Below are 17,395 nucleotides of genomic sequence, written 5' to 3' on the forward strand. Positions count from 1 at the left end.
ATGGTAATTAATTTTATTTCGCTTATTTTTGATGCCTTAAAAATGTTATATTTCCTTATAAAATATAGCATTAGCAAGGATTTTTAATGAGTATTAAAATTTTCCTAAAAAACGAAACATCTATTATTATAAAATAAAAAACGATGTTTTAAGTTACAATTAAGCTAATAGTAAAAAGCACAAATGGAACAAATATATTTTGATAATGCTGCTACCACACAATTAAGAAGTGAAGTAGTAACAAAAATGACCTCTGTTTTACAAGAATCTTATGGTAATGCTTCCTCAACACATAGCTTTGGGCGCTCATCTAAATCTATAATAGAAAGCGCTAGAAAAACTGTAGCAAAACATTTAAATTGTTTAGCTTCTGAGATTATTTTTACTTCAGGAGGAACAGAAGCAGATAATTTAGCACTTAGAAGTGCTGTTAGAGATTTAGGTGTAAAAACAATTATTACTACACGTATAGAGCATCATGCGGTTTTATATACTTTAGACCAATTAGTAATTGAATATGGTATTACTGTAAAGTATTTAGATTTAGATAGCAAAGGTCATATAGATTTTTCACAACTTGAAGAATTATTACAATCTCCAGAAAAAAAACTGGTTAGTTTAATGCATATAAATAACGAGATTGGAAATATATTAAATATTAAAAAGGTTGGTGATTTATGTAAAGCTAATAATACTTTGTTTCATAGTGATACTGTACAATCTATTGGGCATTACGAAATAGATTTAAGTAATATTAATATTGATTTTTTAGCTGTTAGCGCTCATAAATTTCATGGACCAAAAGGAGTTGGTTTTTGTTTTATAAGACAAAAATCTGGTATAAAACCTTTAATTTTTGGAGGAGAGCAGGAGAGAGGTGCTAGAGCAGGAACAGAATCTGTACATAATATAGTTGGGCTTGAAGAAGCTTTAAAAATTGCTTACAGTAATTTAACCGAAGAGCGCGCTTACATTACAACACTAAAAAAGTATTTTATAAAAAGTATAAATGAAGCTTTTCCTAATGCTACTTTTAATGGAAGTTCTGGAGATTTAGAAAATAGCACGTATACTTTGGTAAATGTTTGTTTACCAATAGCTGCAGAAAAAGCACCAATTTTATTATTTCAATTAGATTTAAAAGGTATTGCTTGTTCAAGAGGAAGCGCATGCCAAAGCGGTAGTAGTAAAGGTTCTCATGTACTTTCACAAATTTTATGTGACGATGATTTTAAAAAACCATCACTCCGTTTTTCTTTCAGTAAATTTAATACTAAAGCAGAAATAGATTATGTTGTAGCTGTTTTAAAAGAGTTTATGTAAATTCGCTGCATGTTAAACTACACTACATATTTACATAAAACGGCTACAGAATGGGTTACATTTGTTCATGGAGCAGGTGGTAGTTCTTCTATTTGGTTTAAACAAGTACGTAGTTTTGGTGCTCAGTTTAATGTATTGGTATTAGATTTAAGAGGTCATGGTAACTCTAAACCTGTTTTAAAAGATGCCTTTAATTCCAAATATACTTTCGACTCTATTACAAATGATATTGTTGAAGTTATAAACCATTTAAAAATTAAAAAATCTCATTTTATTGGTATTTCTTTAGGTACTATTTTAATTAGAAATCTTGCAGAAAAACATCCAGAACGTGTACAAAGCATGATTATGGGAGGTGCAATTATGAAACTAAACTTTCGTTCTCAAGTGCTTATTAAAGTGGGTGTTATATTTAAATCTATAGTGCCTTACATGATGCTTTATAAGCTCTTTGCATTTATTATTATGCCAAGGAAAAACCATAAAAACTCTCGATTATTATTTGTAAACGAAGCAAAAAAACTTTATCAAAAGGAGTTTGTAAGATGGTTTAAATTAACATCAGAAATAAATCCATTGTTACGTTTTTTTAGAGCTAAGGATATAAAAATTCCAACCTTATATATAATGGGAGAACAGGATCATTTATTTTTACCTTCTGTAAAAAATATTGTAGCTAAACATTTAAAATCTACGTTATTAATTATTGAAAATTGTGGACATGTTGTTAATGTAGAACAACCAGAAACGTTTAATATTCAAACAATAAAGTTTATAAATGGCTTAGCCTAATAACTTTGCTTAAATTTCTTTTCTACCGAAAAATTAATCAGATTCATAAAATTTTCGTGTACACCAAGTGTCATTTCTAATTTTAACTGATTAATAATTGTTTTTATACGCTCAGAATCAAATTGTAAATCTGGAATGGATATGTAATTTTTAAATAATTGCCCTATAGTTTTATAATATAATTCTTCAAAGTTATTTAAATCTATAGGCATATTATCCATATATTCATAATTACTTATTTGAAAAGATTCTAAAACTTTCCCAACGTAATCTTTATGTAAAACTTGTTTTGGGTTAACAATATTTAGTTCTTTAATTTCTGGGTGATCGACGGCGTATAAAATAGCTTTAGATACAAAATCTACTGGTACAATATTAAGCCCACTTTCTTTATGTATCCAAATTCTAAATGCATCTTTAAATTTTTTAGAATACTTATCTAAAAACATTGGCCAAGAGTAGAATACATCGAATTTTGGAGTTTCAAAAAAAGGCTTGTCTAATAAGCGACCACAAATAATACTAGGTCTTAAAACCTGTGAATAAATATTAATTTCTGCACATTTTTTTATTACATATCGCTCTGTTTCATATTTAGATTGCTCGTAAGGATTTCTAAAAGTATTTACATTGTATTTAGAAATACTATCATTTACTATTTCATTTTGAATACCAAATGAATATGCAGTACTTATATAAATAAACCTATTAACGGTATCTGGAATATTTTCTAATAGTTGTTGAGTAGCAATATAGTTTTGCTTGTGTACTACGGTTTTAGAGTTTGTAGCGTGAGATAAATTAGTGGAACCAGCACAATGTATTATTGTTGAAAAATTATAATCTTGAAGCTTTTGTTTTGTAATATTTACAAGATCTTCTGCAATTACCGTTATTTTTTCTAAACATTTATCTATACTAATATTTTTAAGATAATCTGGTTTAGTGTCATTACTTAACACGTGTATTAAACGTTGCTTAGCAGTTAACTCAGCTTTATCTCTAATAATAACATATAAATGGTCTTGAGAGTTACTTGTAATATTTTTTTTAAGCCAATCGAAAATAACATGACTACCAACAATTCCATTTCCTCCAGTAAGTAAACAATTCATACACCAAAATATTAGAGCGCGAAGATACAGTTTTTTAAATGTGTTGTGGTATTTCTAATTACTCTAATAAAAAAAACTCATAATAATTATCATGAGTTTTTAAACGGATTTATAAAATTTTAAATTTTACATACTATAAAAATATTGCTCACTGGCAATTTTACCATCTTTTACCTCATAAACACACACTTCTTCCATTTTTTGTCTTCCACCTTCTTTAAACGTACAATCGAATCCCATTTTAGCAGTAAAAAAATTACCTGCAACTACAGGTTCCCCAATTTCACTAGCATGAATTTGTTCTACACTTTCTTGCCATTGTTTGCTTTTATTCCAAACATTTTGTTTGCCTTCGGTAACCTCACCAGGCATTCCAGGCATTTCTTTACTTACCACATTATCTGCGTATAATTGCTCTATGCATTCTAGGTTTTTACCTTGTTCGCACATTGTTTTCCATTGGTTTGCAACGTCTTGTGTGTTCATTTTATTAGTCTTTTTTAGTTTAACTAAAGATAGTAAATTTTTAAAAATGAATAGATTAAGTTATTGTTATTTATGCTACAGCCTCTTTATATACTTTTAAACAACGTTCTCTAGCCTCTTTATGGTCTACAATTTTATCTGGATACTTATCTGTTTCAAATTCTTTAACCCATTTTTTTATATATTTTCTGTCTTTATCAAATTTATCTATTTGTGTTGTTGGATTAAATATTCTAAAATAAGGAGATGCATCTACACCAGATCCTGCTACCCATTGCCAATTACCAACATTACTAGCCATATCGTAATCGTGCAGTTTTTCTGCAAAATAAGCTTCGCCTTTTCTCCAATCGATAAGTAAATGTTTGCATAAAAAACTACCAACAAGCATGCGTACGCGATTGTGCATAAAACCAGTTTTATTTAATTGTCGCATACCAGCATCAACTAGCGGATAACCAGTTTTTCCTTCGCACCAGGCTTTAAATTCTTTGTCATTATTACGCCATTTAATATTATCATACTTTGCTTTAAAAGCATCTTTATGTGTGTTTGGAAAGTGCCATAATATTTGCATAAAAAACTCTCTCCAAATAAGTTCTTGCCAGAAAATTTCGTTTTTTTCTGCAGTTGCTTTTTTAATCATTTTTCTTACGCTTACAGTACCAAATCTTAAATGTGGTCCTAAACGTGATGTGGTATCTTTTGCAGGATAATTTCGGGTAGCTTCATAGTCTTGAATTACTGTTGGAGTAACTGTATATTCTCTAACTTCTTGGCTTGATTTTGTAAAACCTATATCGCTTAGACTTAAATTAGGAAGTCTTGTATTTTCAATTACATTATCTAAATGAGAATTGGTGTAGTAAATTTTTAAATTGTAGTCTTTAAATTTAGCTTTCCATTTTTTCATATAAGGCGTGTAAACGACATAAGGCTTACCATCGTCTTTTACAACTTCATCTTTCTCAAAAATTACTTGATCTTTATACGTTTTAAAAGTTATATCATTTTTTTCTAAGAGCGATTGTATCTCTTTGTCTCTTTCTTTTGCATAAGGCTCGTAATCATGATTGGTGTAAACGGTATTAATATTATAATCTTTAATTAAAGCTTTATAAACTTCTATTGGTTTACCGTAAAACATGGCTAGACTACTATTGTTTTCATCTTGTAATGTTTTACGCATGTTTTGAAGTGTTTCAAAAATAAAGCTAACGCGAGCGTCGTTTTTTGGTAATTCTTCTAAAATTTCTGAATCAAAAATAAAAATTGGCAATACTGGATATTTGCCATTTAATGCTTCAAAAAAACCTATATTATCGTCCAATCGTAAGTCACGACGAAACCAAAAAATGTTTACAGTTTTACTCATAGTTTAATATTTTCCAAAAAGGGTTTCTAACTTCTCTTTTCTGTAATTAAATATTTCTTCTAATTTAGGTTTTACCAAAATAGGGTGTGCTAATTGACCAAAAATTCCCATTGGAATCTTATAATCTATAATATCTTCCATTTCTACACCGCCTTTAATTTCTTTAATAAAATGTTTATGATGCCATAATGCATAAGGACCAAAGCGCTGTTCGTCTACAAAATACTCTCCATCAACAACGTGAGTAATTTCTGTTACCCATTTTGTTTTAATGCCTAAAACAGGAGTTACAATGTATTGAATTATTTGTCCTGCATACATTGGTCTATCTGCTCCAGATAAGATATTAAATCCCATATAATTTGGAGTTATGGTTTTTAAGTTTTCTGGACTTGACAAAAACTTCCAAGCTTGCTCTTTAGTTATTGGTAAATTTTGTTTTTTATGTAGTCTATATATTTTCATATTAATTATTTAATAAAATAAAAGCGTTTAGTGAGGTTGCAATTAATAGCCAAACCATATAAGGTAGAAGTAAAAAACTTTTGTTTTTCATGCTTTTAAAATTGGTGAAGAAAAAAGTAAAAATAACAACTGTTAAGGCTGAGATTACTATTAAACCTATTGCCACTAAATGCTGATTAAAAAACACAAAATTCCATATTACATTTAAAAACACTTGTAGCGTAAATGCTAATTTTAATTTTAAACTATTCTGTTTTAAAAATAAAGAAGCTAAATAGAAGGAAAAACATAGCATTATTAATGTCCAAGCGACTCCAAATACCCAACCAGGCGGTGTCCAAGGTGCCTTTTCTAAACTTAAATACCAACTTGTTTGTGGGCCATTATCCATTAATATATTACCAATGTATAAACTAGCAAAATTTATAATTATAAACAACAAAATATATTTAAGTTTGTTCATAATTTGTTTGCTATTAATTGTTGAATTTGGTTATTAACTATTTCTGCTTCAGCAAATTTAGCATCGCTAGCTTTTCTATTTGATGTAGATAATTTGTGAGATTCACGCATTAAATTTTCGTATTTTTTTTGAAGTTTTTCAACTTGGCTTTTCTTTTTAAATAATGAAAACATAATTCTTAAATTTTAAAACTAACAATGCCACAATCCATTTTAAAAATTTGACCAGAAATAGAAGCTGCTTTACTAGATGTTAAAAACGAAGCCATATCGGCTACTTCTTCAGGATTTAAAAACTTTTTTAAAGGATGACGCTCTTTAATATTTTCTACTATTTTATCGTTACGTAATAGTTTTGATGCTAATGTTGTATCTGTTACCGTAGGAGCAATAGCATTTACACGTATTGTTGGAGCTAATTCTGCACCTAAAGATTTTGTTAAACCTTCTATTGCTGATTTTGCAGCTGCTACACTTGCATGAAAAGGCATTCCTAATTTTGATGCAACTGTACTAAAGAGTAGTATGGATGGTTGATTACCGTTTTTTAATTTTGGCAAAAAATGCTGGATTGTTTTTACGGCACCAATAACATTAATTTCGAAATCCTCTCTAAAATTTTCTAAGGATAGTCTGGAAATTGGTTTTAAATTAATACTTCCAGGACAATATATTAAAGTGTCTATTGCTTCAATTTCTGGTAAATCATCATTTAAAATATCGCAATTAAAATGTGTTAGGTTTTGGTGCGTTTGTTCTGGTGAAGTTCTACTTATGTTATAAATTTTATTTTCGGAAATTAAATTTTTCACAATTGCATTTCCAATACCCTTACTTCCTCCAATTATTACAATGTTTTTCATTTTTAGTGGTTTTAAAATTTTACCTCTTACTTATTTTATTGTGTGTAATTTGCTTTTGTCTAGAACATTTAAAACGACCTTCTTCAAAATTCCTATTTTTTAGATGCTTTGTCTTTCTACCTTGAACTCTTGCTCGCCATAATTTAAAACTACTTGCTTTCATTTCTTTTCGCATAAGCTTTATTATGTCTTGTTCTTTGATATTAAATTGAAAAGTTATAGCATCAAAAGGAGTTCTATCTTCCCAAGCCATTTCTATAATACGATCTATATCCTCGACAGTAAAGTTTTTTGGATTACTAGGTTTGGAAATTATATTTTTCATCAAATTTTATTTTTTCGTTTAAAAGTTTATTAAAAAACTTTTTGTTTTCCTTTAATGTTTTGTTGTTTTTAAAGTGAATAAACCTGCCTTGCGCGTGTATGCTAGAGCCATTAACTTTATATATAACTAATTGGTAATAAGGAATTGCCCACGTAAAATTTTGTAAGCCTTTAATAATATGGATTAAAATACCATGTGGTCTTAGCTCTATATTAGCATAATTTGCGTCTGCAACTGTATTTAAAAGGTACTTAAAATTTGGGCTTACATTTTCAATAATCATTCGTTTAGAGCCAATACCTTTAAGTTTAAAGGCTTGTAAAAAACTAAATGGTTTTCCTACTATATCATTTATTAAATCTGTATTCTGTTTATTAATGTAAGTAGTATTAAAAATCATAATGTTTGTAAATCGATTTAATCAAATTTACAAAATGTTTAACTTTAAATCGATTAAGTTAAACAAAAATTAACATATTAATTTTTATTTAATAATTATCTGGATTTTTAATTATGTTATAAGCTCTAGTTTTAATTTTATGTAAATCTTCGGGTTGAATTTTATTTAATAAGCTATACATCATTTTCATTCTAAAATTATTGCTTAATTGCTCGCGCTTATCATCTAGAAAATTCCAATACAAACTATTAAAAGGACAAGCGTTATCACCAATTTTTTCTTTTTTATTGTAATAGCAATCATCACAATAATTACTCATTTTATTAATGTAGCTACCACTAGAAACATATGGTTTTGTTGCTATTTTTCCTCCATCTGCAAATTGACTCATACCACGAGTATTTGGTAATTGCACCCATTCTATGGCATCTACATAAACTCCTAGATACCAAGCGTCTACTTCGTCTGGATTAATTTGTGTTAGTAAAGCAAAGTTTCCAGTAATCATTAAACGTTGTATGTGGTGCGCGTAGCCATTATTTAAAGAGTTGTTTATTGCATTTTTTAAACAATTCATTTTTGTTTTTCCAGTCCAGAAAAAATTTGGCAATGTATTAGAATTTTCTAAGAAATTTAAAGTTTTATATTCTGGCATTAACGCCCAATACATGCCTCTCATATATTCACGCCAACCAATTATTTGGCGAATAAAACCTTCCACTTGGGAGATGTTTATGTTTTCTCCATGTTTTCTCCAATAATTTAAAACTGTTGTAACTATAGCTTTTGGAGAAATTATTTTACAATTCATTGCAAAAGATAGACGAGAGTGGAAGAGATACACTTCTTCTGTATGCATTGCATCTTGGTAATCACCAAAATGAATTAACAAATGTTCGCAAAAATATTTAAGTTGTTCTAACGCTTGCTTTCTATTTATTGGATATTCAAAATATTTAGATTTAAAATGACCTAAGGTTTTAATGTCTTGTTTGTCTAGTAATTTTTTAATTTCTGAAACATCATTTTTAAATGCTTTAAACTTAGGGATATTACTATTTTCTTTCCATTTGTTTCTATTACTTTTGTCGTAATTCCATTTTCCTCCTTCTGGTTGTTGATTTGCTACTAATAAAATATCATGTTTTTTACGCATTTCACGATAAAAGCTCTCCATGATCCATTGTTTTTTATCTTTAAAAAACAGAGCTAAATCATTACGATTAGTATAAAAATGTTCTGTGTTAAATGCTTGATAGTTAAAAGGAAGTGTTTTACAAAAATTAGCTAATTGTTGATCTAGTCTATATTCATCTGGTAATTGATATTCAAATTTTTTAATATTTAGTTTATCGATTATTTGTTGAATATTTTGTGTGAGATTTTGTGTGTTTTGGGTATTGTTTAACGTATAATAGACGACTTGACAATTTTTATTTTCTAATTCTTTAGAGAAAGAACGCATTGCAGCAAAAAAGCCAATAATTTTTTGAACATGATGCTTTACATAATCTGTTTCTTGGCGCATCTCGAACATGCAATACACATAATTAGATTGGTTTCCTTTAAACCACGAATGTTTGCTATTAAGTTGATCTCCTAAAATAAGTCTTAGTGTTTTCAAAATAAATTAAAATAAAGTGTTTTGTAACCACAAACGTTGGTAATTTCCATTAGTATCATAACGGTCTGCTTGTAATTTTACGTTAAATTTTCTGTCTCTGGGATCGTTACCAACACCAGCAACATACATCCAGTTGCCATAATTGCTATGTACATCGTAGTCTAAAAGTAAAGATTCAAAATAAGCGGCACCAATACGCCAATCCAGTTGCAATGTTTTTGTAAAATAACTTGCAACATTTTGTCTGCCGCGATTACTCATCCAGCCAGTTTTTTGTAACTCTATCATATTTGCGTTTACAAAAGGCTGGTTAGTTTTGCCATTAATCCATTTATTAACTTCTTCAGAATTGGTGTGCCAATTGTATTTTTTTTCTAAAATACCACCAATTTTAAAAATTTTAGATTGATGTTGCATCGAAACATATTTAAAGTAATCTCTCCAGATAAGCTCGAATATTAACCAGTATGTAGATTGGTTTTTAAAATATAGTGTTTCGAATTCTTTAACCTTCCAGTAAATTGTTTTCGCACTTAAACTACCGTTTGCTAACCATGGTGAAAATTTAGAACTAAAATTTGTACCAATTAATCCATTTCTGGTTTTCTTGTAAAAACCTAGTTTTTTAGTTTCAAAAAAATAATTATTTAATCTCTTTAAAGCTTCTGTTTCTCCACCTTTAAAAGGAAAAGCAGAATTAGGGTGTGTTGTAAAATTTGCAAAACCTAATTCTTTAAGTGTTGGTATTTTTGTTTTGTTATTTTCAATTAAATCTTTATTAAAATTAGTATTATAAATACTTTTTATAGTTCTAATTTTAGAATGTTTTTCGACGTTTTTTCTAAATTCTGTAAATATTTTGGGAAATTTATCAAGTTCAAAATTTACATCTTCTGGATGATATAAAAATTGATTGTAAAGCTCGTAAATAGGGAAGTTTTTGTGCCAAATATTTTTTACTTTATCTAGTATATTATTTTCTTCATTTGTCCACTCTTTTTGAAGATATAAGGCGTCGAAATTAAAACACTTTTCTAGTTTAGCGATGCATAATTCTGTATTATCAAAATAGACGTATAATGGAATATTTAATTTTTGTAATTGTGTTTTTAAATCTTGAACAGTTTCAATTAAAAATTTAGCTCTGTATCTTTCTGTTTTTTTAAACCCAAACTTATCTGTTTTAAACTGTCTTTTATCAAAACAATAAATTGCAATAACAGTATTACTTTCTAGTATAGCTTTAGAAAGTGAAGTATTGTCTTGTATTCGTAAATCGTTTCTAAACCAGACTAAACTGGTTTTGTTTTTGTTTGACGACATTTTTTACTGCAATATTTTATATTGTTCCAATTGTTTTCCCATTTTTTTCTCCAAGTAAAAGGTAGGAGGCAGGTTAAACAAATTTTGGTTGGAAGGTTTTGTTTTTTAACTCCTTTAGGCATTAGCAAGTTTATTTATCATGCCTTTAAAAATAAAGCCGTGAAACGGTAAAACACTATACCAATATAGTCTTCCTGCTAATCCTTTTGGTCTAAATATTGCGCGTTGGTATACTTTACCTTTTGCAACTCTAAATTCTAACCAAGCTTCTCCAGGTAATTTCATTTCTGCAAATAAAAGCAGACGCTTATTTTCTTGATCTGCTAATAATACGCGCCAAAAATCTAAAGCATCACCTGTTTCTATTGTATTAACATTTGTACGTCCACGTCTTAAGCCAATACCTCCAAAAAGTTTATCTATAAATCCTCTAATTTTCCATAAATAGGTGCCATAATACCATCCATTTTCTCCACCTATGGCACAAATTTTCGCAAAAGTTCGTTCTTCATTTAAAACAGGCCTTTCTTTAATATCTTTAAAACAGCCATGTTTTGGAACATTAATATATTTTGCCGAAATTCTTTTTTTTATTCTACTGCTGGCGTAAGAGTCTTTCCAGCTAGAAATAATACTATTTTGTTTAATTTTTTCGAATGCTAATTGTACTGCTTCATCATAATTAATAGGATTAACATCAAGCATTTGGTTAATATTACTTGGATGCCCAATTATTTCTACTCCCATACTATTTACCAAGGTTCTAGCTAATTTATAAGATGTTGATGTAACAAAGTATAACCAATAACTTGATAGTTTTGGAGTCATTATTGGTACTGTAATTATATATCTTTTTAAACCTCTGGACTTAGCAAATTTTAGTAGAAGTTGTTTGTAATTTAAAATTTCTGGACCAAAAATATCGTGTGATGTGTTATAAAGTCTCTTATCTCCTAAACTACGTGTTAAAAATGCTAGTACATCTCTAATAGCAATAGGTTGAGTTTTTGTGTTAAGCCATTTAGGAGCTACCATAATAGGTAATTTTTCTACTAAATCTCTAATAATTTCGAATGAAGAACTTCCTGAACCTACAATAATTCCAGCTTTAAAAACTGTTAAACCGTATGTTGGTGAAGCTAAGATGTTTTCTACATTTTTTCTAGATAATAAATGTTTAGAGAGTTTTAAATCGTTAGTGATACCGCTTAAATAAATAACTTGTTTGCAGTTAGTTTGCTCTATAATTTGCTTAAAATTTATAGCACAGTCGTTTTCCATTTGTTGAAAACTAGAAATAGAATTGGACATTGAATGTATTAAGTAATAAGCGGCGTCTATATCTTTTGGTATATTTTTAAGTGTTTCTTTTTTTAAAAAATCGACTTCAACTACTTCTACATTTTGCTCATCACTATATTTTTTTTCTGTTCGTAATTTTCCTCTTACAGCGCAAACCACTGTATGGCCTTGTTCTATAAGTAACGGAATAATACGTTTACCTATATAGCCTGTTGCACCTGTAACAAGTATTTTCATAGTGTTTTATTTTGGTCTCTGGTATGCTAATCTTTCTTCTAATTTAGGAAAAGCATAACCATCTAAGCTATTTATTGTTGCAATATTAGCTTTAGAGAGGTTTACGAAACCATCTTCTGTAATTAAAGAGTTATTAATATATAAGCCTTGAATTTCACCTAGAATTAAAATAGTTTCATTTTCTTTAATAAGATATTCATTAATAAATTTCATTGCTATTTGAACTGGTGAATGCTTTACAAAAGGCGCATGAAAATTTGCTTTATATTCTGCTTTTAATGATGTTTTATCGAATTCAGATATATTAGAATTATATTTTGCAGATGTGTGATGTGCATCTTTAAAATTAGATTTATGGATATGATTAATTGTATAAACTCCTGTGTTTTTTATATTATCATAAGTATTTCTAGTTACGGTTGTGGGTCTACAAAAAAAGCCTAGAATTGGAGGACTAGAACCTACATGTGTAATTGAGCTAAATATGGCTACATTTTCTATACCAGAACTAGATTTTGTACCTATTAGGTTAGCAGATTTATAACCAGAACAGCTGTTTATTAAGTTTATTTTATAAAGGTGCTCAAGGTTATTAATGTCTTTTAAGCTAAAATAGGTCATGATCATCTATAAATTTTTAAAATTATTAATTTTTATATTTTGTGCTTTTAAATCGAACATTAAATTATAAAGCCCGAAAAAGGTTCTATTTATATATATAAAATGTTTGGAGCCTCTATTACCATTCATTTTACGTAACTCTGTATTTTTACTATATTTTTGACCTAATTCTGTAATTTTACCAAAGAATTTTTCATCAGAAAAATTAAATGTTTCTACATGAAAAGGTTGTGTAAAAAGGCTCAACATTTCATGAAACATTTTTGAAAAGAAGTCTAACTCTTCTGGTGAATCATCTTCTTTTAAAATTTCTAAAGCAAATAATTTTTCTTTAAAAATGTTAGGATTATTAATGCTATCTTTTTTTGCTAATTCAAAGTATGGTATATAAAATTCGTCTGGTACTGTTTTCATACAACCAAAATCTAAGGCTATTAATTCTCCTTTTTCAGAAATTAAAAAATTTCCAGGATGTGGGTCGGCATGTACTTTTTTTAGTTTATGCATTTGATACATATAGAAATCCCAAAGTGCTTGACCCAATTTGTTTGCTTTATTTTGGTCTTTATTATAAGCAGTAAATTGACTTAAATGTTCGCCTTCCATCCAATCCATAGTTATAATTCTTTCGGACGATAAATCTTCATAATAGTTTGGAAATTTAAGGTTAGGAATGTGCTTACATGCACTTACTATTTCTTTACTCTGTTTTACTTCAAGAATATAGTTAGTTTCTTCAATAAGTTTATTTTCTACTTCTTTAAAGTATTTGTCGCTATCTTTTCCTTTAATGTTAAACATTTGTATAGCAATAGGTTTAACTAATGCTAAATCTGTAGAAATGCTATCTGCGACACCTGGGTATTGAATTTTCACAGCAAGTTTCTTCCCATTTTTTTCTGCTACATGCACTTGTCCAATACTGGCAGCATTTACAGAAGTTAAATTAAAGGTGTCGTAGATTTCATTAGGTAATTTGCCAAAATATTTTTTAAAAGTTTTAGCAACTAAAGGAGCAGAAAGTGGTGGTACAGAAAATTGCGCAAGAGAGAATTTTTCTACATAAGCTTGAGGTAAAATACTCTTTTCCATACTTAACATTTGCGCTACTTTTAATGCACTTCCTTTTAGCTTTTTTAAACCATCGTAAATATCTTCAGCGTTATTATTGTTTAAACGTGTTTTAGCTTCGTCTTCAGTTTTTGTTAATTTATCACCGTAGTATTTTAGGTAATTAACTCCCACTTTAGCACCAGTTTGAACAAGTTTTGAAGCTCGTTGAATTTTAGAAGTTGGTATGCTATCTATTGTTTTCAATATGTTTTATATTTATAATGAATGAGAGAAATTTCTTTATCTCAAAAATTTTATTAATTCATTTTTACTTTTTCTTTGAAAATAAATTTCCCGAAATCTATCAAGCTTTTTAAAGGAGCAATGTTTAAAACATCGAAGCTTGTGTTAACAGATTTTTCTATAAAAACATCTGTTTTTTCAAAACTTGCAGAAGTATCTTCTAACCAAAATTTTATTGTTAATAATAATTGTAACCATGCAGATTCTGTAAGTCCTTTATTTTGAATTTTATTTAATTTTTCTTCCTTTACATCTAATAATTCAATATCCAAATCATTAATATACTGTGTGAAACTAGATTTTAATGCTGTTAATGCTTTAAAAGATTTTAAGCTATTTTTATGCTTATTTAATGTATAAACAACATAGCTTCTGTTGGCGGTTAGGTTTTCGAAAAATGTAAAATAATAGCTTAGTAGCTTTTCTCTAGAATGAAAGCTAGAATACTCGTTACTTTTATGTAAAGCAGAAATAGTGTTATCATGAAACACTTTAAATATATGTTTTTCTATATTTTCAAACGATCCAAAAAACTCATAAAATTTAGACTCTTCAAAATTATTATGTTTTGCAAAACTATATACAGATTTTGGGTTTTGACCATGCTCTAAAACATAATCCATATAAAATGTTATTATGTTGTTTTTATTTAAATTTTTCTTTTTCGCCATGAGATTATGTTTAATATCCATAAAGATACAAAATGTTTAATTATTTTTTAATAAAGTTAAACAAAATTAACATCATATTATGAGTTAGAAAAAATAGCTGAGTGTTTTTTATTTTAAATTTTTAGTGCTTTGCAAAGATTTCTAATCTTATTTAAGTTTTTATTAACAATAGAAAAAAGCTGTAATTTGTAGATTTACACTAATAAAAAAATTAACACTAACACATTAAAAATATTATGAAAAATTTATTGATGATTGCCTTAGTATTTGTAGCATCATTTACCGCAAATGCTCAAATTGAGACACCGCAACCTAGTCCAGAAGCTAAAATAGAGCAGAAGGTAGGGTTAACAGATTTAACTTTAGAATTCTCAAGACCAAGCATGAGAGGTCGTGCTATTTTTGGAGATTTAGTTCCTTATGGTGAAATGTGGAGAACGGGAGCTAATAAAAACACTATAATTACTTTTAGTGATGATGTAAAAATTGGAGGTAAAGAAGTGAAAGCAGGTTCTTATGCTATTTTTACAAAACCAAATAAATCGTCATGGGACATTGTATTTTATACAGATACTAATAATTGGGGAACACCAAAAGCATGGGATGAAAGTAAAGTTGCGGCAAAAGTAACTACAGATGTTATGAATATGCCTATGAAAATGGAAACATTTACTATGCTTTTTGATGATTTAACAAATAACTCTGCTGTTTTAGGTATATTATGGGAAGATGTTTTTGTTGGAGTTACAATAGAAGTACCTACTGCAGCAAAAGTAAAAGCAAATATTAATAAAGTGATGAATGGTCCTGGAGCTGCAGATTATTATGCTGCTGCACGTTACAATTTAGAATCTAACGGAGATATTAAACAAGCTGTAGTATGGATTGATAAGGCCATAGATATGAGTAAAGATGATCCTAAATTTTGGATGTTACGTCAACAATCTTTAATTCATGCAAAGGCAGGAAATAAAAAAGAAGCAATAAAAGCTGCAAAAGCATCTTTAAAACTTGCAGAAGAAGCTGATAATGCAGGTTATGTAAAAATGAATAAAGAGTTTCTTAAAGAATGGGAATAATTTGTTTTTTACAGTAAGTATATATTTAAAGCGCAATCGAAAGATTGCGCTTTTTTTTGTTTCTATTCATTATTCTCAAGCTGAAAAATGTCTTCAACTTTTACGTTAAATAATTCTGCTAATTTTAAAGCTAAAACTGTAGATGGAACGTATTTGTTTTTTTCCATTGCGTTTATGGTTTGTCTACTAACGCCTATTTTTTCAGCTAAAGCAGCTTGTGTTAAATCATGTATAGCACGCTGTACCTTTATATTATTCTTCATCACTATTAGATTTAAATTTTAAAAAATTAAAACGAATAATAAAGAAAACAATTGGTGTAAACATATTAAAAACTAACACGGTAAAAAATGTTAAATCATAAATAAAAATTGTAGCTATTAGCAACACTATATAATTAGTTATCATAGCCCATATAAAGGAATCTGCTCTAAGTTTAGATATAAATTCGTCTTCTACTTTTTCTTTAGAAAGTGCAATTATTAATCCTCCAGTAATAATAGCAATAGTAGCTAATTCGTTTGCTATACCGGTTTCGATAATTTTAATATAAGACATTGAGCCATCTGCAAGAATACTTTTATTAAATAAAGAAAGCACTTTAAACTTTATGGGTTCATAATCATATCCTTTAAATAAAAGTAATAGACCAGAGAAAGTGCCTAGTGTAAATAAAATCCAACCTAATGGTTTAAGCTTGTTTGGTAATAAATAATTTGTGTTCATAATTGTTCGATTTTTGATTGATAAATTGATTATTCAAATGTAAAATAAACTTTACAAAAAGACAAGCTAATTTGATAAAAAGTTAAGTAAATAATACTATTTAAAATAAAAAACACTATCAGTTTGATAGTGTTTATATTATTCCATGTTAAAGAATACTAATAAAAATAGACCATTGGTAATGGTTTAATTTTAAGAGTTAAGAGTTTAATTAAATGTTTTTGCTCTCTATTATGCAGTTGTAGAAAAGTAGTCTGAAATTCCGCTTAAAATATTTTGAACCGCATATGATGCTAGTATTAAGCCCATAATTTTACTAATAACAGTAATACCGTAATCTCCAATTTTTTCTTGTAATTTATTAGCAGCCAAAAGAATTAAACAAGTAATACCTATAACAATTAAAACCAATAAAGTTGTAATACTCTGTTGTAAAAAAGTATATAAGTGGTTATCTGTTAATAGTACTACAGCCATAATTGCTCCTGGAGATGCAATAGATGGAATCGCTATTGGGAAAATAGTTACGTGTTTATAATCTGAAATACTATTTTTTTCCTGTTCAGGTTTTCCATCTCCAAAAATCATGGTTAACGCAAAAAGAAATAAAATAACTCCTCCAGAAATTTGAAAAGCATCTAAAGATACTTTCATTCCTTCTAAAATAAGTTGACCAATAACAATAAAAAAGAGAAGTATTAAAAATGCTATAACACAAGCTCTAATGGCTATTTTCTTTTTGTGTAAATTATCAAACTCCTTAGTGGCTTCCAAATAAACAGGTATTGATCCAATTGGGTCAATTACAGCAAAAATGAAAAAAATGGATGTTAAAACTTCTACCATATAT

General features: G+C 28.3%; 22 protein-coding genes. 3 read left to right on the forward strand and 19 right to left on the reverse strand.

The features are described 5' to 3' along the window. Nucleotides 1-183: 183 nt before the first annotated feature. Nucleotides 184-1,323, forward strand: a complete 1,140-nt coding sequence (locus BWR22_RS07615) for a cysteine desulfurase family protein (RefSeq protein WP_076733093.1) — start codon at nt 184-186, stop codon at nt 1,321-1,323. 9 nt (nt 1,324-1,332) lie between these two features. Next, nucleotides 1,333-2,115 (forward strand): alpha/beta fold hydrolase, encoded by a 783-nt coding sequence (locus BWR22_RS07620; RefSeq protein ID WP_076733094.1) that lies wholly within the window; start codon nt 1,333-1,335, stop codon nt 2,113-2,115. Here BWR22_RS07620 and BWR22_RS07625 read toward each other — a convergent pair. The 16 genes from BWR22_RS07625 to BWR22_RS07695 all read right to left on the reverse strand — a co-directional run bounded on the left by BWR22_RS07625 (nt 2,112) and on the right by BWR22_RS07695 (nt 14,740). After that, a complete protein-coding gene (locus BWR22_RS07625; RefSeq protein ID WP_076733095.1) occupies nt 2,112-3,230 on the reverse strand; it encodes an SDR family oxidoreductase in 1,119 nt (372 codons plus the stop codon). The genes BWR22_RS07620 and BWR22_RS07625 overlap by 4 nt on opposite strands. Nucleotides 3,231-3,356: 126 nt before the next feature. Next, nucleotides 3,357-3,716 carry a nuclear transport factor 2 family protein gene (locus BWR22_RS07630; protein WP_076733096.1) on the reverse strand — a complete coding sequence of 120 codons (360 nt, stop codon included), beginning with the start codon at nt 3,714-3,716 and terminating at the stop codon, nt 3,357-3,359. A 70-nt stretch (nt 3,717-3,786) separates the two neighbouring features. After that, the gene (locus BWR22_RS07635; protein ID WP_076733097.1) at nt 3,787-5,091 is read right to left on the reverse strand and encodes a cryptochrome/photolyase family protein; all 1,305 of its coding nucleotides are present in this window, start codon (nt 5,089-5,091) and stop codon (nt 3,787-3,789) included. Nucleotides 5,092-5,094: 3 nt separating this feature from the next. Then, nucleotides 5,095-5,556, reverse strand: a complete 462-nt coding sequence (locus BWR22_RS07640; RefSeq protein WP_076733098.1) for an SRPBCC family protein — start codon at nt 5,554-5,556, stop codon at nt 5,095-5,097. Between the two features lies 1 nt (nt 5,557). After that, entirely contained in the window at nt 5,558-6,019 is a 462-nt protein-coding gene (locus BWR22_RS07645; protein ID WP_076733099.1) for a TspO/MBR family protein, read from the reverse strand. After that, entirely contained in the window at nt 6,016-6,192 is a 177-nt protein-coding gene (locus tag BWR22_RS14345; RefSeq protein ID WP_156875586.1) for a Lacal_2735 family protein, read from the reverse strand. The genes BWR22_RS07645 and BWR22_RS14345 overlap by 4 nt, the downstream gene beginning before the upstream one ends. 5 nt (nt 6,193-6,197) lie before the next feature. Then, nucleotides 6,198-6,881, reverse strand: a complete 684-nt coding sequence (locus tag BWR22_RS07650; RefSeq protein ID WP_076733100.1) for an SDR family NAD(P)-dependent oxidoreductase — start codon at nt 6,879-6,881, stop codon at nt 6,198-6,200. Between the two features lie 19 nt (nt 6,882-6,900). Further along, a complete protein-coding gene (locus BWR22_RS07655) occupies nt 6,901-7,206 on the reverse strand; it encodes a TIGR03643 family protein (protein WP_076733101.1) in 306 nt (101 codons plus the stop codon). Continuing rightward, nucleotides 7,181-7,606, reverse strand: coding sequence for a hypothetical protein (locus BWR22_RS07660; protein ID WP_076733102.1), 426 nt, complete (start codon nt 7,604-7,606; stop codon nt 7,181-7,183). Before BWR22_RS07660 ends, BWR22_RS07655 begins: the two co-directional genes overlap by 26 nt. 88 nt (nt 7,607-7,694) lie before the next feature. Then, nucleotides 7,695-9,230, reverse strand: coding sequence for a cryptochrome/photolyase family protein (locus BWR22_RS07665; protein ID WP_076733103.1), 1,536 nt, complete (start codon nt 9,228-9,230; stop codon nt 7,695-7,697). 6 nt (nt 9,231-9,236) lie between these two features. Then, a complete protein-coding gene (locus tag BWR22_RS07670; protein WP_076733104.1) occupies nt 9,237-10,553 on the reverse strand; it encodes a DASH family cryptochrome in 1,317 nt (438 codons plus the stop codon). Beyond that, a complete protein-coding gene (locus BWR22_RS07675; protein WP_076733105.1) occupies nt 10,523-10,675 on the reverse strand; it encodes a DUF2256 domain-containing protein in 153 nt (50 codons plus the stop codon). The genes BWR22_RS07670 and BWR22_RS07675 overlap by 31 nt, the downstream gene beginning before the upstream one ends. Further along, complete coding sequence (locus BWR22_RS07680; RefSeq protein ID WP_076733106.1) at nt 10,668-12,092, reverse strand: SDR family oxidoreductase; 1,425 nt, start codon at nt 12,090-12,092, stop codon at nt 10,668-10,670. Before BWR22_RS07680 ends, BWR22_RS07675 begins: the two co-directional genes overlap by 8 nt. Before the next feature lie 6 nt (nt 12,093-12,098). Beyond that, a complete protein-coding gene (locus BWR22_RS07685) occupies nt 12,099-12,713 on the reverse strand; it encodes a flavin reductase family protein (RefSeq protein ID WP_076733107.1) in 615 nt (204 codons plus the stop codon). 6 nt (nt 12,714-12,719) lie between these two features. Next, complete coding sequence (locus BWR22_RS07690; protein ID WP_076733108.1) at nt 12,720-14,030, reverse strand: ABC1 kinase family protein; 1,311 nt, start codon at nt 14,028-14,030, stop codon at nt 12,720-12,722. A 53-nt stretch (nt 14,031-14,083) separates the two neighbouring features. Beyond that, nucleotides 14,084-14,740 (reverse strand): TetR family transcriptional regulator C-terminal domain-containing protein, encoded by a 657-nt coding sequence (locus BWR22_RS07695; protein WP_076733109.1) that lies wholly within the window; start codon nt 14,738-14,740, stop codon nt 14,084-14,086. 236 nt (nt 14,741-14,976) lie between these two features. On the opposite strand from BWR22_RS07695, the gene BWR22_RS07700 reads away from it, so the two are divergent. Further along, nucleotides 14,977-15,819: a DUF2911 domain-containing protein gene (locus BWR22_RS07700; RefSeq protein ID WP_076733110.1), complete on the forward strand. Its 843-nt coding sequence runs from the start codon at nt 14,977-14,979 to the stop codon at nt 15,817-15,819. A 62-nt stretch (nt 15,820-15,881) separates the two neighbouring features. Here BWR22_RS07700 and BWR22_RS07705 read toward each other — a convergent pair whose 3' ends face one another. The 3 genes from BWR22_RS07705 to BWR22_RS07715 all read right to left on the reverse strand — a co-directional run bounded on the left by BWR22_RS07705 (nt 15,882) and on the right by BWR22_RS07715 (nt 17,391). Next, entirely contained in the window at nt 15,882-16,082 is a 201-nt protein-coding gene (locus BWR22_RS07705) for a helix-turn-helix transcriptional regulator (RefSeq protein ID WP_076733111.1), read from the reverse strand. Then, nucleotides 16,072-16,545: a hypothetical protein gene (locus BWR22_RS07710; protein ID WP_076733112.1), complete on the reverse strand. Its 474-nt coding sequence runs from the start codon at nt 16,543-16,545 to the stop codon at nt 16,072-16,074. Before BWR22_RS07710 ends, BWR22_RS07705 begins: the two co-directional genes overlap by 11 nt. A gap of 231 nt (nt 16,546-16,776) precedes the next feature. Continuing rightward, a complete protein-coding gene (locus BWR22_RS07715) occupies nt 16,777-17,391 on the reverse strand; it encodes a MarC family protein (protein WP_076733113.1) in 615 nt (204 codons plus the stop codon). Nucleotides 17,392-17,395 lie beyond the last annotated feature (4 nt).

The sequence above is a fragment of the Lacinutrix venerupis genome (genome assembly GCF_001971745.1).
In the GTDB taxonomy this organism is placed as follows: Bacteria; Bacteroidota; Bacteroidia; order Flavobacteriales; family Flavobacteriaceae; genus Lacinutrix; species Lacinutrix venerupis.

Bases quoted from the DNA above. Each gene is read 5' to 3' on its own strand.
- BWR22_RS07695 (WP_076733109.1), bottom strand. From the start codon at position 14,740: ATGGCGAAAAAGAAAAATTTAAATAAAAACAACATAATAACATTTTAT.
- BWR22_RS14345 (WP_156875586.1), bottom strand. From the start codon at position 6,192: ATGTTTTCATTATTTAAAAAGAAAAGCCAAGTTGAAAAACTTCAAAAA.
- BWR22_RS07615 (WP_076733093.1), top strand. From the start codon at position 184: ATGGAACAAATATATTTTGATAATGCTGCTACCACACAATTAAGAAGT.
- BWR22_RS07705 (WP_076733111.1), bottom strand. From the start codon at position 16,082: ATGAAGAATAATATAAAGGTACAGCGTGCTATACATGATTTAACACAA.
- BWR22_RS07635 (WP_076733097.1), bottom strand. From the start codon at position 5,091: ATGAGTAAAACTGTAAACATTTTTTGGTTTCGTCGTGACTTACGATTG.
- BWR22_RS07715 (WP_076733113.1), bottom strand. From the start codon at position 17,391: ATGGTAGAAGTTTTAACATCCATTTTTTTCATTTTTGCTGTAATTGAC.
- BWR22_RS07650 (WP_076733100.1), bottom strand. From the start codon at position 6,881: ATGAAAAACATTGTAATAATTGGAGGAAGTAAGGGTATTGGAAATGCA.
- BWR22_RS07675 (WP_076733105.1), bottom strand. From the start codon at position 10,675: ATGCCTAAAGGAGTTAAAAAACAAAACCTTCCAACCAAAATTTGTTTA.
- BWR22_RS07630 (WP_076733096.1), bottom strand. From the start codon at position 3,716: ATGAACACACAAGACGTTGCAAACCAATGGAAAACAATGTGCGAACAA.
- BWR22_RS07710 (WP_076733112.1), bottom strand. From the start codon at position 16,545: ATGAACACAAATTATTTATTACCAAACAAGCTTAAACCATTAGGTTGG.
- BWR22_RS07685 (WP_076733107.1), bottom strand. From the start codon at position 12,713: ATGACCTATTTTAGCTTAAAAGACATTAATAACCTTGAGCACCTTTAT.
- BWR22_RS07625 (WP_076733095.1), bottom strand. From the start codon at position 3,230: ATGAATTGTTTACTTACTGGAGGAAATGGAATTGTTGGTAGTCATGTT.
- BWR22_RS07655 (WP_076733101.1), bottom strand. From the start codon at position 7,206: ATGAAAAATATAATTTCCAAACCTAGTAATCCAAAAAACTTTACTGTC.
- BWR22_RS07680 (WP_076733106.1), bottom strand. From the start codon at position 12,092: ATGAAAATACTTGTTACAGGTGCAACAGGCTATATAGGTAAACGTATT.
- BWR22_RS07620 (WP_076733094.1), top strand. From the start codon at position 1,333: ATGTTAAACTACACTACATATTTACATAAAACGGCTACAGAATGGGTT.
- BWR22_RS07645 (WP_076733099.1), bottom strand. From the start codon at position 6,019: ATGAACAAACTTAAATATATTTTGTTGTTTATAATTATAAATTTTGCT.
- BWR22_RS07700 (WP_076733110.1), top strand. From the start codon at position 14,977: ATGAAAAATTTATTGATGATTGCCTTAGTATTTGTAGCATCATTTACC.
- BWR22_RS07640 (WP_076733098.1), bottom strand. From the start codon at position 5,556: ATGAAAATATATAGACTACATAAAAAACAAAATTTACCAATAACTAAA.
- BWR22_RS07670 (WP_076733104.1), bottom strand. From the start codon at position 10,553: ATGTCGTCAAACAAAAACAAAACCAGTTTAGTCTGGTTTAGAAACGAT.
- BWR22_RS07660 (WP_076733102.1), bottom strand. From the start codon at position 7,606: ATGATTTTTAATACTACTTACATTAATAAACAGAATACAGATTTAATA.